Raw genomic sequence first — 12,988 nt, forward strand, 5'->3', positions numbered from 1 at the left:
GGGTAGTTTTACCGTGGTCAACGTGGCCGATGGTGCCGACGTTAACGTGCGGTTTTGTACGTTCAAATTTTTCTTTAGACACGGCTATATTCCTTACTATAGTGCTCTCTCCTTCGGAGAGAGCACGGGACTTAGGTTTTAATCCTGTGGCTTATTTACCACGGGCTTCAATAACTGCCTGAGCAACGTTGTTCGGCGCATCGTCGTACTTCAGGAACTCCATAGAGTAAGAAGCACGGCCTTTGGTCAGTGAACGCAGCTGAGTTGCATAACCGAACATTTCGGACAGCGGAACTTCAGCGTGGATCACAACGCCAGTAGCGTTGGATTCCTGACCTTTAAGCATACCACGACGGCGGCTCAAGTCACCGATTACGTCACCGGTGTTCTCTTCCGGAGTCTCTACTTCAACCTTCATGATTGGTTCAAGCAGAACTGGTTTCGCTTTCTTAAAGCCATCTTTGAAGGCGATAGAAGCGGCCAGTTTAAACGCCAGCTCGGAGGAGTCAACGTCATGGTAAGAACCGAAGTGCAGACGCACGCCCAGATCAACAACCGGGTAACCCGCCAGTGGGCCGGATTTCAGCTGTTCCTGGATGCCTTTATCAACAGCAGGGATGTATTCACCAGGAATTACACCACCTTTGATGTCGTTGATAAATTCGTAGCCTTTCGGGTTTACACCCGGCTCCAGTGGGTACATGTCGATAACAACATGACCATACTGACCACGACCACCAGACTGCTTAGCGTGTTTACCTTCGATATCGGTAACTTTCGCGCGAATCGCTTCGCGGTAAGCAACCTGAGGTTTACCGACGTTCGCTTCAACGTTGAATTCACGCTTCATGCGGTCAACGATGATGTCGAGGTGCAGCTCACCCATACCAGCGATGATGGTCTGGTTAGATTCTTCATCAGTCCATACGCGGAAAGATGGATCTTCTTTAGCCAGACGACCCAGAGCCAGACCCATTTTTTCCTGGTCAGCTTTGGTTTTCGGTTCTACGGCGATGGAAATTACCGGCTCTGGGAATTCCATACGCTCCAGAATGATGACGTTATCCGGATCACAGATGGTATCACCCGTAGTCACGTCTTTCAGACCGATAGCAGCAGCGATGTCGCCCGCGCGAACTTCTTTGATCTCTTCACGTTTGTTAGCGTGCATCTGAACGATACGGCCAAAACGCTCACGAGCAGATTTAACCGGGTTGTATACGGTATCGCCAGAGTTAACCACACCGGAATACACACGGAAGAAGGTCAAGTTACCCACAAATGGGTCGGTTGCGATTTTGAACGCCAGTGCAGCAAACGGCTCTTCGTCACTTGCATGACGCTCAGCCGGAGTGTCTTTACCGTCGTCCAGCATACCGTTGATCGCAGGTACGTCGATTGGGGATGGCAGGTAATCAATTACCGCATCCAGCATCGCCTGAACACCTTTGTTCTTGAACGCAGAACCACAGGTTACCAGGATGATTTCGTTGTTCAGAACACGCTGACGCAGAGCTTTTTTGATCTCTTCTTCAGTCAGTTCTTCACCACCCAGGTATTTCTCCATCAGCTCTTCTGAAGCTTCAGCAGCGGACTCGATCAGGTTCTGGTGCCATTCGTCAGCCAGATCCTGCATGTCTGCTGGAATATCTTCATAAGTGAAGGTTACGCCTGCATCTTCTTCGTTCCAGTTGATGGCTTTCATTTTCACCAGGTCAACAACACCGGTGAAACCTTCTTCAGCACCAATCGCCAGCTGCAGCGGAACAGGGTTCGCGCCCAGACGGGATTTGATCTGACCAACAACTTTCAGGAAGTTTGCACCCATGCGGTCCATTTTGTTAACGAACGCAATGCGTGGAACTTTATATTTGTTTGCCTGACGCCATACGGTTTCAGACTGTGGCTGAACACCACCAACTGCGCAGTAAACCATTACCGCACCATCAAGAACACGCATGGAACGTTCTACTTCGATAGTGAAGTCAACGTGCCCCGGGGTGTCGATGATGTTTACACGGTGCGGCTCATACTGCTTAGCCATACCAGACCAGAATGCAGTAGTCGCAGCGGAAGTGATGGTGATACCACGTTCCTGCTCCTGCTCCATCCAGTCCATGGTAGCTGCGCCGTCATGAACTTCACCGATTTTGTGGTTTACACCGGTGTAGAACAGAATACGTTCGGTAGTAGTGGTTTTACCGGCGTCGATGTGCGCACTGATACCGATGTTACGGTAGCGTGCGATGGGTGTTGTACGAGCCATTTGATTCCTCGTTTATCTTTTTAGGCGTTCAGTTAAGTAACCCAAAGCGGGCAGCTTCTCTGAAGCGCCCGCCTGGTGACTAATACTCCGAAGGGATTACCAACGGTAGTGTGCGAACGCCTTGTTGGCATCTGCCATACGGTGAACGTCTTCACGTTTCTTAACTGCAGTACCTTTGTTGTCTGCAGCATCAGAAAGTTCGTTCGCCAGGCGCAGAGCCATGGATTTATCACCGCGTTTACGAGCAGCTTCAACGATCCAACGCATTGCCAGGGCATTACGACGAACCGGACGGACTTCAACTGGAACCTGATAAGTAGAACCACCAACGCGGCGAGACTTAACTTCGACAGTCGGACGCACGTTTTCGAGGGCTACTTCAAAAGCTTCCAGGCCATCTTTACCAGAACGCTGAGCCAGGGTCTCCAGCGCGCTGTATACGATGGTTTCTGCGGTAGATTTTTTACCATCTACCATCAGGATATTTACAAATTTAGCCAGCAGCTCTGATCCGAACTTAGGATCCGGCAGGATTTTACGCTGACCAATGACGCGACGACGTGGCATGGGAATACTCCGTTGTTAATTCAGGATTGTCCAAAACTCTAAGAGTTTAGTTTGACATTAATATAAAACGTTTGGCCTTACTTAACGGAGAACCATTAAGCCTTAGGACGTTTCACGCCATACTTGGAACGTGATTGCTTACGGTCTTTAACGCCGGAGCAGTCAAGCGCACCACGAACGGTGTGGTAACGAACACCCGGGAGGTCTTTTACACGACCGCCACGGATCAGGATCACGGAGTGCTCCTGCAGGTTGTGACCTTCACCACCGATGTAGGAAGTCACTTCAAAACCGTTGGTCAAACGCACACGGCATACTTTACGCAGTGCGGAGTTTGGTTTTTTAGGAGTGGTGGTATATACACGAGTACATACGCCACGTTTCTGCGGGCAGGCTTCCAGCGCAGGCACGTTGCTTTTCACAACTTTGCGTGCACGTGGTTTGCGTACCAGCTGGTTAACTGTTGCCATTAAATAGCTCCTGGTTGTAGCTTTCGCTTCGTAAACACGTAATAAATCGCCTCATGCAATATGAGGACGCGAAATTTTAGGGCTATGCCGATAGGGTGTCAAGAAATATACAACGGTCCAATGTCACCAGGCGATTTGCGCCGGGTGTTTTACCGTAAGCCTGACGAAGTCAGTATAGCTGACCATGATAGCATCGCTCGAAATTTGAGCACAAAGACCGCGCGCCTGCGTATCCTCTTTCAACACGTAGAGGGATATGGGGGCGGCACGAAGAATTTCAATGAAGTGGCTGTTTTCCACTGCAGCCAGCACGCCATCGGCCATCAACAGTAAATCATCACCCTCGTTTATCAAACGCAGCATACCCGTTATATCGGCATGCCACGGAGAGGTACTTAGCGTATGCAGCATAGGGGCCTCAAAAACGCAAAATCACGTCGTATTCATTCAGCTTCTGGCGTATCGCATCTGGTTCAAGCGCTTCAACGTCTGTGACGAAGGACGCCTGCGCGCTGAGACCACGCTCACGCATCGAGGCGGCACAGATCCAGCAGTTCTCAATGTCATAGAGCGCCAGGAGCTTGAAGGTGGCGATATAATCGCGCGCCAGAATTACGTCGGGCTTCTGTTGACTCAACGGCTGAAACACGCCGTCGCCGATAAAAAAGACGCCGAGATCATCACTCAGTGCTGAGGTCGCTAGCAGCGCGTCCAACCCTTCCCGGCCTGAGGCACTGCCATGTGGCGCGGAGGAAAAAACAAAGGCAACACGCTTCATCAGAATTGCACCATCCGGTCACAGGTCAGCACCGCTTCGGCCAGCGCCCCCAAACCGCTAAGAGAAAAGCCCGGCTGTAGGTTAAAACCAGGCAGCTTCAGTTGACTCGCTTCTTTCTCGTCGGTGACACCGCGACGTAGCGCAGCAGCGACGCAGATGTGCAGCGCTACACCGTGCGCCTCATGCAGCGACTGCCATGCGCGGACAAGATCGAACTCATCGCTGGCGGGTGAAGTCAGCTGATTGGCGTTGTACACCCCTTCCCGATAGAAAAAGACACACGTGATTTCGTGACCTTCTGCAAGCACAGCCTTAGCAAACTGCAGCGCGCTGCTCGCCTGCTGGGTACCATAAGCTGGCCCCGTCACCATCAGGGCAAAACGCATTACTTGTCTTGTCCCACAAAATCGCCGCTCTTGAACTGGCGAATGTAGAGATAGACCGTATGTTTGGAGATATTCAGGCGGTCGGCAACCTGGTTGATGGCGTCTTTGATGTCAAAGATCCCTTTCTCGTAAAGGTTAAGCACGATCTGACGGTTTTTGGCGTTATTAGAAACGTTGCGATCGGCATTTACTTCTTCGATGGTGAATTCCAGCGTCTGGGTCACGAGATCCTCAACAGAGGACGCAAAGTTAACCGCAGAGCCCACTTCCGGTGTTTCTGGCGGAATAAAGGTATTCATAATCTGCGAGAACGGCACATCAAGGTTCATGTTGATGCATAGCAACCCGATAACACGGTGTTCGCGATTACGAATGGCAATGGTAACGGACTTCATCAGTACGCCGCTTTTGGCGCGAGTAAAATAGCATTTGGAAACGCTGCTATCCGCCCCGGTCATATCATGCAGCATACGCAGCGCAAGATCGGTAATAGGAGAACCGATTTTTCGGCCGGTATGTTCGCCGTTAGCAATGCGTATTGCCGAGCACTTGAGATCCTGCAGTGAGTGCAACACGATTTCACAGTGGGAACCAATGAGCATCGCCAACCCGTCCACCACCGCTTCGTAGGATTTAAGGATATCGAAGTCAGTTTGATCGAAAGGACGTTGATCCAGTAAATCGAGTTCACTGGTTTCGTTGGTTAAAAGCGACCTGGACATGAAAAAAAGCACTCCTTTTCAGGAGCCTGTCGTTATGTTGTCAGGGCAGGCTCATCACTATTAGGGGCATCTAAAGTAATACAGCGCATAAGGCGCTTTCCAGCATTAATTATATCCTGCAGATAATAAAAAGCCGCCGCCCAATGGGCGGCGGCTTTCATGCTCTTATTTTTTAGCAGCATCAGCGGCTTTATCAGCCGGTGCAGCTTCTGGCTGCGCATCCGCTTTCGGAGCCGGTTTGATGTCTAACAGTTCAACATCAAATACCAGCGTGGAGTTGGCTGGGATACCCGGAACGCCGGTTTTACCGTATGCCAGATCTGGTGGGATAACCAGCTGGATTTTACCGCCTTTCTTAATGTTTTTCAGGCCTTCAGTCCAGCCAGGGATCACACCATCCAGACGGAAGGAGAGAGGCTCACCGCGGGTGTAAGAGTTATCGAACTCTTTACCATCGGTCAGGGTACCCTTGTAGTTAACCACAACGGTGTCGCTGTCTTTCGGCGCATCGCCGGTACCTTCTTTCTCAACCTTGTACATCAGGCCAGTTTTAGAGGTTTTCACGCCTTTTTCTTTGGCGAACTTCTCACGGAAGGCTTTACCTTTCGCTTCGCTTTCAGCAGCGTCTTTTTCCATCTTCGCCTGAGCGGAAGCTTTCACGCGAGTTTCAAATGCCTGCAGGGTTTGTTCAATTTCCTGATCGGACAGTTTGCTCTTATCTGCAAAAGCGTCCTGAACACCAGCGATCAGCTGGTCTTTATCCAGTTTGATGCCCAGTTTTTCCTGTTCTTTCAGAGAATTTTCCATGTAACGACCCAGCGAAGCGCCCAGTGCATAGGCAGATTTCTGGTCGTCATTTTTGAATGCAGCTTTGCTTTGCGCAGCGGGTGCCGCTTTCGCCGCGGTATCAGCAGCAAAAGTCAGGGGCGCATTCAGTGCAACGGCCATTGTGGTTGCCAGAAGCGTTACTTTAAACAGTGATTTCATCCATCTCTCCAGGGCCGGGGCCTCTCGCCCCAATGTTAACTAAATGAGAAGCGTACTATAGAACGTTGTAGAGGAAATCTACATATGAACGCTTCTTATATCGACCCTTTTCAGACTCTTTTTGTTTAAATTAGTTTCCGCTCACGCACAGGAGTGCTGCGCGGCTGAAAAAAGTTGCGTAGAATCCGCGCGTCAGAAACGCTTTTGGCGATAACAGTAGAGAGAGACATCATGCAGGAAACAACTATCGAAGTGCGTTTGGCTGAGCTTGAAAGCCGACTGGCCTTCCAGGAGGTAACCATTGATGACCTCAACCAAACGGTCACCGCCCATGAACTTGAGATGGCGAAACTGCGCGAACACCTGCGTCTGCTGACGGACAAACTGAAGGCAAGCCAGCCATCAAACATTGCGTCCCAGTCTGAAGAGACGCCACCGCCTCACTATTGAGACGAAAAAAAAGCGGGGAAACCCGCTTTTTTTGTGCCGGAAAGATATCCAGCCGATAAAAGGTTGCACATCGGCAGGCCTGATCAGCATTACGCCATCAGGCAAGCAGACCGATTAGTGGCAACCGCAACCGCCGTTACCGCAACCGCCTTTACCGTGTTCATGGCCATGGTCGTGACCGTGGCCACCGCAGCAACCTTCGTGGTCGTGATCGTGGTCATGGTCGTGGCCGTTTGCACCGTGAACGTGGCCATGAGCCAGTTCTTCTTCGGTTGCTTCGCGGATAGCGACAACTTCAACGTTGAACTTCAGGTTCTGACCAGCCAGCATGTGGTTACCATCAACCACAACGTGTTCGTCTTCCACTTCAGTGATTTCAACAGGAACTGGTCCCTGGTCAGTTTCAGCCAGGAAGCGCATGCCAACCTGCAGTTCATCAACGCCCATGAAAACGTCTTTAGGAACGCGCTGAACCAGGTTTTCGTCGTACTGACCGTAAGCGTCGTTTGCGCCTACAGCAACGTCAAATTTATCACCAACTTCGTGACCTTCCAGCGCATTTTCCAGGCCGGAGATCAGGGAACCGTGACCATGCAGGTAGTCCAGCGGTGCACTTACCGGAGACTCATCAACCAATACACCGTCTTCTGTACGTACCTGATAGGCCAGGCTGACCACCAGGTCTTTTGCTACTTTCATGATATCTCCTGAGCATGGGAATATTTAGTGGCGCAGATTGTAGCGGAATTCTGCACCCGTGTACCCATAAGCTTAAAAAAAGACAGCACGGAACGCTACTCTGGATGAAAAATTCCGATAACTTGCTCTTCTTTGCGCACATGTTCGCGCGCTTCTTTATCCACTTCCCGCATCTGGTGTCCGCACTTAACGCACTCAACCACATCGATATTATTTTCGCGCCACATCGCCATCGAATCCTGCGCCTGACACGACGGGCATTTCGCCCCCGCGATAAAACGTTTACGTATCGCCATACTTCACCTTCTATTCAAATTCGTCCCAGCCATCCAGCTGCCGCCGCTCTTGTTGCATCTCTCGCTGGAAGATCTCTTCCAGCTCGCGCCGCGCTTCACGCACGCGCGAAATTTGTTGGGTATCGCTGTGCACCGGCATCAGCTCGCGCAGCATGCGCATATCCAGCCGCTTAAAGTGCAGCTGCGCACGCTGGGCCTGATGAGGATGCATGCCGGTGGAGATAAGCGCTTTACGCCCCAGCTCCAGTGCACTCGAAAAGGTCTCACGGGAAAACTGTACCACGCCCGCCAGCAGCAGTTCGTGCGCCTCAACACGTCCCCGCGCACGGGCCATAATGTGCAGATGCGGAAAGTGCTGCTGACAGATATCCACCAGCTTCATCGTGTCTTCCGGTTCATTACAGGTGATGACAATGGACTGCGCCTGCTCAGCGCCAGCCGACCGTAACAGTTCGACCTGAGTGGCATCGCCGTAATAGACCTTATAGCCATATTTACGCATTAGATTCACCGCGCTGATATCACGCTCCAGCACGGTAATACGCAGTTTATTGGCCATCAGCAGACGGCCAATCACCTGACCAAAACGGCCAAAGCCCACCACAATAACCTGCGGTTTGTCATCATCCACCCATGGGGCTTCATCTTCTTCTTCCGGGCCGTTAAAGCGCCGAGACAACACCAGATCCACCAGTTTCATCAACAGCGGTGTAGTCATCATCGATAGGGTGACGGTCACCAACAGCAGCGACATCTGGTCACCTTTGAACACTTTGAAGGAAGAGGCCGCTGAGAACAGCACAAATGCAAACTCCCCGCCCTGGCTCAACACGCCAGCAAACTGCATTCGCTCCGAGCTGCGTAAACCGTGCAGATGGGCCAGCAGATAGAGCACCAGCGTTTTCACCGCCACCAGCACCGCGACACCCACAACGACTAACAGCAGATGGCTGTAGAGCACACCTAAGTTGAGCGACATCCCGACTGAGATAAAGAACAGGCCGAGCAGTAATCCTTTGAACGGATCGATGGCGATCTCAAGCTCATGTCGGTATTCACTCTCCGCCAGCAGCACGCCAGCGATAAAGGTACCCAGCGCCATCGAAAGCCCCAGCGCATCCATAAACAGCGCTGAGCCGAGCACCAGCAGTAGCGTGGCGGCGGTAAACACCTCGCGCACGCCGGAGCTGGCAATAAAACGAAACACCGGACGCAGCAAATAACGCCCGCCAATCAGCATCCCGGCAAAGGCCAGCACTTTTAAGCCCACGGTTTGCCAATCGAAATGGTCATCTCCCGCGCCCGCCAGCAGAGGCACCAGCGCCAGCGCCGGGATCACCGCTAAGTCCTGGAACAACAGTACTGAGAAACCAAGCTGACCAGACTCACTGCGATTCATGCCCTTTTCGCGCATCAGCTGTAGCGCCATTGCCGTAGAGGACATCGCCAGACCTATACCGCCAATCACCGCCGCATGCCAGGAGAAGTCGGTGAGTATCAGCAGCCCACCGAGGATCGCCGCGCTAAAAATCACCTGCGCCGCGCCAATACCGAAGATCGGCCGCCGCAGTTGCCACAGTTTCGACGGATTCAGCTCGAGCCCAATGATAAACATCAGAAACACCACGCCGAGCTCGGAGAAATGGAGAATTTCATCGACGTCACTGATAAATCCAAGACCCCATGGGCCGATGGCGATCCCCGCCAGCAAATAGCCTAAAACGGCACCAATGCCCAGCCTTGCCGCTAACGGCACCGCGGCAACCGCGGCGAAGAGAAACAGCACGCCGGCCAGTAATAAATCGGAACCTTCCATCATCGTCCTCCTGCCGTAATCGGCGCAGCCAGCCAGTCGGCGTAGGCTTTCGCATGGCTCGCCAACTCATCCGGCGGCTGACGGCGCGCCCAGTAGACGATAATCGGGCTCATCCAGTGCATATGGCACATCGCAGCGGTCAGTTCGAACGGACGCAAAATATCGCTCATCGGATAGCGATTGAGGCCATCGTGGCGATAGGCACTTTCCGGCTCACCGGTCGTAATCACGTTACGCCAATACTTTCCCGCCAGTTCGTTCCCCCCCACTCCGCTCGCAAAACCGCGGCTAAGCACACGGTCGAGCCACTCTTTCAGTAATGACGGACAGCTATAGGTATAGAGCGGATGCTGGAACACGATAATGTCATGCTCACGTAGCAATTGTTGTTCCCGGGGGATATCAATAAAGAAATCTGGATAGTGCGCATAGAGATCGTGCACCGTTACGTTTTTTAGCTGCTGAGCCGGTTTAAGCAAAACCCGGTTGGCCACCGAATCCTGAGATTCCGGATGGGCATACAGCAGCAACACCTTCGCTGTCTGAGACATCATTCCTCTCCCGGTTTTGTCTTTTGTCTATTCAAGACGTTTTAGGCTACCATTGCGCCTCGGTGCGGCACATTGCTCACATTACATTATCACAATGACAATTTAACATAGTCAGAACATACGGCGCCTTATGATTGTTTTCTCCTCGTTACAAATTCGTCGTGGCGTGCGTGTCCTGCTGGATAACGCAACGGCCACTATCAACCCTGGGCAGAAAATCGGCCTGGTGGGGAAAAATGGCTGCGGTAAATCCACGCTGCTCGCTCTGCTGAAAAACGAGATTAGCGCCGATGGCGGCAACTTTACCTATCCCGGTAACTGGCAGTTGGCGTGGGTAAACCAGGAAACGCCAGCGCTTGCCGAACCGGCGCTGGACTACGTGATCGACGGCGATCGCGAGTTCCGTCAGTTAGAAGCCCAGTTGAACGATGCTAATGAACGTAACGACGGGCACGCTATCGCCACCGTACACGGAAAACTGGACGCGATTGATGCGTGGACGATCCGCTCTCGCGCCTCCAGCCTGCTACACGGTCTGGGCTTTAGCAACGAGCAGCTTGAGCGCCCGGTCAGCGACTTCTCCGGCGGTTGGCGTATGCGTCTAAACCTCGCACAGGCGCTGATTTGCCGTTCTGACCTGCTGCTGCTTGATGAACCGACTAACCACCTCGATCTCGATGCGGTGATCTGGCTGGAAAGATGGCTCAAAAGCTATCAGGGCACGCTGATTCTGATTTCCCACGACCGCGACTTCCTCGATCCGGTGGTGGATAAAATTATTCATATCGAACAGCAAACCATGTTCGAATACACCGGTAACTACAGCTCGTTCGAGCGTCAGCGCGCCACGCGTCTGGCCCAACAGCAGGCGCTGTATGAAAGCCAGCAGGAGCGCGTCGCGCATCTGCAAAGCTATATTGACCGTTTCCGTGCCCAGGCGACCAAAGCCAAACAGGCACAGAGCCGTATCAAGATGCTCGAGCGTATGGAGCTAATTGCCCCGGCACACGTGGACAACCCATTCCGCTTCAGCTTCCGCACGCCGGAAAGCCTGCCAAACCCGCTGCTGAAGATGGAAAAGGTCAGCGCCGGCTATGGTGACCACACCATCCTCGAATCCATCAAGCTAAACCTGGTGCCGGGTTCGCGTATCGGTCTCCTGGGCCGTAACGGCGCGGGTAAATCGACGCTCATTAAGCTGCTGGCCGGTGAACTGGCGCCGCTGCATGGTGAAATCGGCCTCGCGAAAGGTATCAAGCTTGGCTACTTTGCCCAGCATCAGCTGGAATTCTTACGCGCGGATGAATCCCCTATTCAGCACCTTGCGCGCATGGCGCCTCAGGTGCTAGAACAGCAGCTTCGCGACTACCTCGGCGGCTTTGGCTTCCAGGGCGATAAAGTGACGGAACAGACCGCCCGCTTCTCCGGCGGTGAAAAAGCACGTCTGGTGCTGGCGCTCATCGTCTGGCAGCGTCCGAACTTGCTGCTGCTCGATGAACCAACTAACCACCTTGATCTCGATATGCGCCAGGCGTTAACCGAAGCGTTGATCGACTTTGAAGGCGCGCTGGTCGTGGTTTCGCACGATCGTCACCTGATCCGCTCTACCACCGACGATCTCTATCTGGTGCACGATAAAAAAGTCGAACCGTTCGACGGCGACCTCGAAGATTATCAGCAATGGCTGAGTGACGTGCAAAAGCAGGAAAACCAGAGCGATGAGCCGGCGAAAGAGAACGCCAACAGCGCTCAATCCCGCAAAGATCAAAAGCGCCGTGAAGCTGAACTCCGTACCCTGACGCAGCCGCTGCGTAAAGAGATTACCCGTCTGGAAAAAGAGATGGAGAAACTCAACGCTCAGTTGGCACAGGCGGAAGAGAAGCTCGGCGACAGCAGTCTGTACGAACCTGGCCGTAAGGCGGAGATGACCGAGTGTCTGCAACAGCAGGCCAGCGCCAAATCCGGGCTGGAAGAGTGCGAAATGGCGTGGCTGGATGCGCAGGAACAGCTTGAGCAGATGATGCAGAACGACTAACCCGCGGGGCCGGACGATGAACCTCTCTATCACCGATGATATTACTTTCCGCAAGCTAACCATCTTCATGACCTTTATGGAGAAGGGCAACATTGCGCGAACTGCGGAAGCGCTGGATATCAGCGGCGTGAGCGTCCATCGGGCGCTGCATACGTTGGAAGAGAACGTTCGTTGTCCACTGTTCGTGCACAAAGGGCGTAACCTTATTGCCCAACCGGCGGCATGGACGCTGCTGGAGTACTGCCAGGAAGTCACGCAGATGATGGAGCGCGGGCTAGAAGAGGCGCGTAAAACCGCCGGCGTCGGCCAGGGGCGTTTACGCGTTGGCACGCTCTACTCTCTCACGCTGGAAACCGTCCCGCACCTGATCATGGGCATGAAGCTGCGTCGCCCGGATCTGGAAATGGATCTGACCATGGGCTCAAACGAAGCCCTGCTGAATATGCTGGAGAACGGTACGCTGGATGCGATCCTTATCTCCATTTCGGAAAGTGAAATCGATCGCAACAGCCTGGAAGTACTGCCACTGTTCCACGACGATATTTACCTCGCCGCCCCCACCAGCGCGGCGCTGGATATCAATAAAACCGCCGATCTTCGCGATTACCGCAATGAGAAATTTGTTTCGCTGGCGGAAGGCTTTGCCACCTACGCTGGCTTCCAGGAAGCGTTTCATATTGCCGGGTTTGAGCCGGAAATCGTCACCCGGGTAAACGACATCTTTTCGATGCTGAGTCTGGTACAGGCGGGAGTGGGATTAACCCTGATGCCAGGGCGAATGAAGAAGATGTATGAAAATACGGTGCATCTGCAAAAACTGGCGGACCCGTATCAAATGCGGCAGCTGATTGCGATTGTCTTCGCCCGCAATCGCGAGCGCGACCCAAGTCTGTTGGCGCTGGCTGCCGAAGGCCGTATGTACGCCCGCAGTTTGCAGGACGGCACCTAAACCGCCGCCCCTCGTC

Annotated in this window: 16 protein-coding genes; 3 read left to right on the top strand and 13 right to left on the bottom strand. The window is 53.0% G+C overall.

Features of this window, described 5'->3' with window-relative positions:
• From KP80_RS23300 to fkpA, 9 genes are all read right to left on the bottom strand, one after another.
• On the bottom strand, positions 1-82 hold an 82-nt coding region (locus KP80_RS23300; RefSeq protein WP_003842260.1), incomplete at its 3' end, for an elongation factor Tu.
• A gap of 69 nt (positions 83-151) precedes the next feature.
• On the bottom strand, positions 152-2,266 hold the full coding sequence (fusA, locus tag KP80_RS06485; RefSeq protein WP_052282781.1) for an elongation factor G: 2,115 nt from the start codon (positions 2,264-2,266) through the stop codon (positions 152-154).
• A 96-nt stretch (positions 2,267-2,362) separates the two neighbouring features.
• Positions 2,363-2,833, bottom strand: a complete 471-nt coding sequence (rpsG, locus tag KP80_RS06490; protein WP_052282782.1) for a 30S ribosomal protein S7 — start codon at positions 2,831-2,833, stop codon at positions 2,363-2,365.
• 95 nt (positions 2,834-2,928) lie between these two features.
• Positions 2,929-3,303: a 30S ribosomal protein S12 gene (gene rpsL / locus KP80_RS06495; RefSeq protein WP_036111075.1), complete on the bottom strand. Its 375-nt coding sequence runs from the start codon at positions 3,301-3,303 to the stop codon at positions 2,929-2,931.
• A gap of 123 nt (positions 3,304-3,426) precedes the next feature.
• Complete coding sequence (gene tusB / locus KP80_RS06500) at positions 3,427-3,714, bottom strand: sulfurtransferase complex subunit TusB (protein ID WP_052282783.1); 288 nt, start codon at positions 3,712-3,714, stop codon at positions 3,427-3,429.
• A gap of 7 nt (positions 3,715-3,721) precedes the next feature.
• Positions 3,722-4,081: a sulfurtransferase complex subunit TusC gene (gene tusC, locus KP80_RS06505; RefSeq protein ID WP_052282784.1), complete on the bottom strand. Its 360-nt coding sequence runs from the start codon at positions 4,079-4,081 to the stop codon at positions 3,722-3,724.
• Positions 4,081-4,467, bottom strand: coding sequence for a sulfurtransferase complex subunit TusD (tusD, locus tag KP80_RS06510; RefSeq protein WP_052282785.1), 387 nt, complete (start codon positions 4,465-4,467; stop codon positions 4,081-4,083). The genes tusC and tusD overlap by 1 nt, the downstream gene beginning before the upstream one ends.
• Positions 4,467-5,189, bottom strand: coding sequence for a helix-turn-helix transcriptional regulator (locus KP80_RS06515; RefSeq protein WP_052282786.1), 723 nt, complete (start codon positions 5,187-5,189; stop codon positions 4,467-4,469). Before KP80_RS06515 ends, tusD begins: the two co-directional genes overlap by 1 nt.
• A gap of 165 nt (positions 5,190-5,354) precedes the next feature.
• A complete protein-coding gene (gene fkpA, locus KP80_RS06520) occupies positions 5,355-6,176 on the bottom strand; it encodes an FKBP-type peptidyl-prolyl cis-trans isomerase (RefSeq protein WP_052282787.1) in 822 nt (273 codons plus the stop codon).
• Positions 6,177-6,407: 231 nt separating this feature from the next.
• Here fkpA and KP80_RS06525 point away from each other — a divergent pair, with 231 nt between their 5' ends.
• Positions 6,408-6,626: a protein SlyX gene (locus KP80_RS06525; protein WP_052282788.1), complete on the top strand. Its 219-nt coding sequence runs from the start codon at positions 6,408-6,410 to the stop codon at positions 6,624-6,626.
• 114 nt (positions 6,627-6,740) lie between these two features.
• Here KP80_RS06525 and slyD read toward each other — a convergent pair whose 3' ends face one another.
• The 4 genes from slyD to kefG form a co-directional block, all read right to left on the bottom strand.
• On the bottom strand, positions 6,741-7,325 hold the full coding sequence (gene slyD, locus KP80_RS06530; protein WP_052282789.1) for a peptidylprolyl isomerase: 585 nt from the start codon (positions 7,323-7,325) through the stop codon (positions 6,741-6,743).
• Positions 7,326-7,420: 95 nt separating this feature from the next.
• Positions 7,421-7,621 carry a YheV family putative zinc ribbon protein gene (locus tag KP80_RS06535; RefSeq protein WP_052282790.1) on the bottom strand — a complete coding sequence of 67 codons (201 nt, stop codon included), beginning with the start codon at positions 7,619-7,621 and terminating at the stop codon, positions 7,421-7,423.
• A gap of 10 nt (positions 7,622-7,631) precedes the next feature.
• Positions 7,632-9,437: a glutathione-regulated potassium-efflux system protein KefB gene (gene kefB / locus KP80_RS06540; protein ID WP_052282791.1), complete on the bottom strand. Its 1,806-nt coding sequence runs from the start codon at positions 9,435-9,437 to the stop codon at positions 7,632-7,634.
• Positions 9,437-9,988 carry a glutathione-regulated potassium-efflux system ancillary protein KefG gene (kefG, locus tag KP80_RS06545; protein ID WP_052282792.1) on the bottom strand — a complete coding sequence of 184 codons (552 nt, stop codon included), beginning with the start codon at positions 9,986-9,988 and terminating at the stop codon, positions 9,437-9,439. Before kefG ends, kefB begins: the two co-directional genes overlap by 1 nt.
• A 130-nt stretch (positions 9,989-10,118) precedes the next feature.
• Here kefG and KP80_RS06550 point away from each other — a divergent pair, with 130 nt between their 5' ends.
• Positions 10,119-12,023 carry an ABC transporter ATP-binding protein gene (locus tag KP80_RS06550; protein WP_052282793.1) on the top strand — a complete coding sequence of 635 codons (1,905 nt, stop codon included), beginning with the start codon at positions 10,119-10,121 and terminating at the stop codon, positions 12,021-12,023.
• A 16-nt stretch (positions 12,024-12,039) separates the two neighbouring features.
• Entirely contained in the window at positions 12,040-12,972 is a 933-nt protein-coding gene (locus KP80_RS06555) for a LysR family transcriptional regulator (protein ID WP_052282794.1), read from the top strand.
• The last annotated feature ends 16 nt before the right edge of the window (positions 12,973-12,988 follow it).

Source organism: Kluyvera genomosp. 1 (genome assembly GCF_001266615.1).
In the GTDB taxonomy this organism is placed as follows: Bacteria; Pseudomonadota; Gammaproteobacteria; order Enterobacterales; family Enterobacteriaceae; genus Kluyvera; species Kluyvera cryocrescens_A.

Coding starts and splice junctions, on each gene's coding strand:
- fusA (WP_052282781.1), bottom strand. CDS start 2,266: ATGGCTCGTACAACACCCATCGCACGCTACCGTAACATCGGTATCAGT.
- rpsG (WP_052282782.1), bottom strand. CDS start 2,833: ATGCCACGTCGTCGCGTCATTGGTCAGCGTAAAATCCTGCCGGATCCT.
- rpsL (WP_036111075.1), bottom strand. CDS start 3,303: ATGGCAACAGTTAACCAGCTGGTACGCAAACCACGTGCACGCAAAGTT.
- tusB (WP_052282783.1), bottom strand. CDS start 3,714: ATGCTGCATACGCTAAGTACCTCTCCGTGGCATGCCGATATAACGGGT.
- tusC (WP_052282784.1), bottom strand. CDS start 4,081: ATGAAGCGTGTTGCCTTTGTTTTTTCCTCCGCGCCACATGGCAGTGCC.
- tusD (WP_052282785.1), bottom strand. CDS start 4,467: ATGCGTTTTGCCCTGATGGTGACGGGGCCAGCTTATGGTACCCAGCAG.
- KP80_RS06515 (WP_052282786.1), bottom strand. CDS start 5,189: ATGTCCAGGTCGCTTTTAACCAACGAAACCAGTGAACTCGATTTACTG.
- fkpA (WP_052282787.1), bottom strand. CDS start 6,176: ATGAAATCACTGTTTAAAGTAACGCTTCTGGCAACCACAATGGCCGTT.
- KP80_RS06525 (WP_052282788.1), top strand. CDS start 6,408: ATGCAGGAAACAACTATCGAAGTGCGTTTGGCTGAGCTTGAAAGCCGA.
- slyD (WP_052282789.1), bottom strand. CDS start 7,325: ATGAAAGTAGCAAAAGACCTGGTGGTCAGCCTGGCCTATCAGGTACGT.
- KP80_RS06535 (WP_052282790.1), bottom strand. CDS start 7,621: ATGGCGATACGTAAACGTTTTATCGCGGGGGCGAAATGCCCGTCGTGT.
- kefB (WP_052282791.1), bottom strand. CDS start 9,437: ATGGAAGGTTCCGATTTATTACTGGCCGGCGTGCTGTTTCTCTTCGCC.
- kefG (WP_052282792.1), bottom strand. CDS start 9,988: ATGTCTCAGACAGCGAAGGTGTTGCTGCTGTATGCCCATCCGGAATCT.
- KP80_RS06550 (WP_052282793.1), top strand. CDS start 10,119: ATGATTGTTTTCTCCTCGTTACAAATTCGTCGTGGCGTGCGTGTCCTG.
- KP80_RS06555 (WP_052282794.1), top strand. CDS start 12,040: ATGAACCTCTCTATCACCGATGATATTACTTTCCGCAAGCTAACCATC.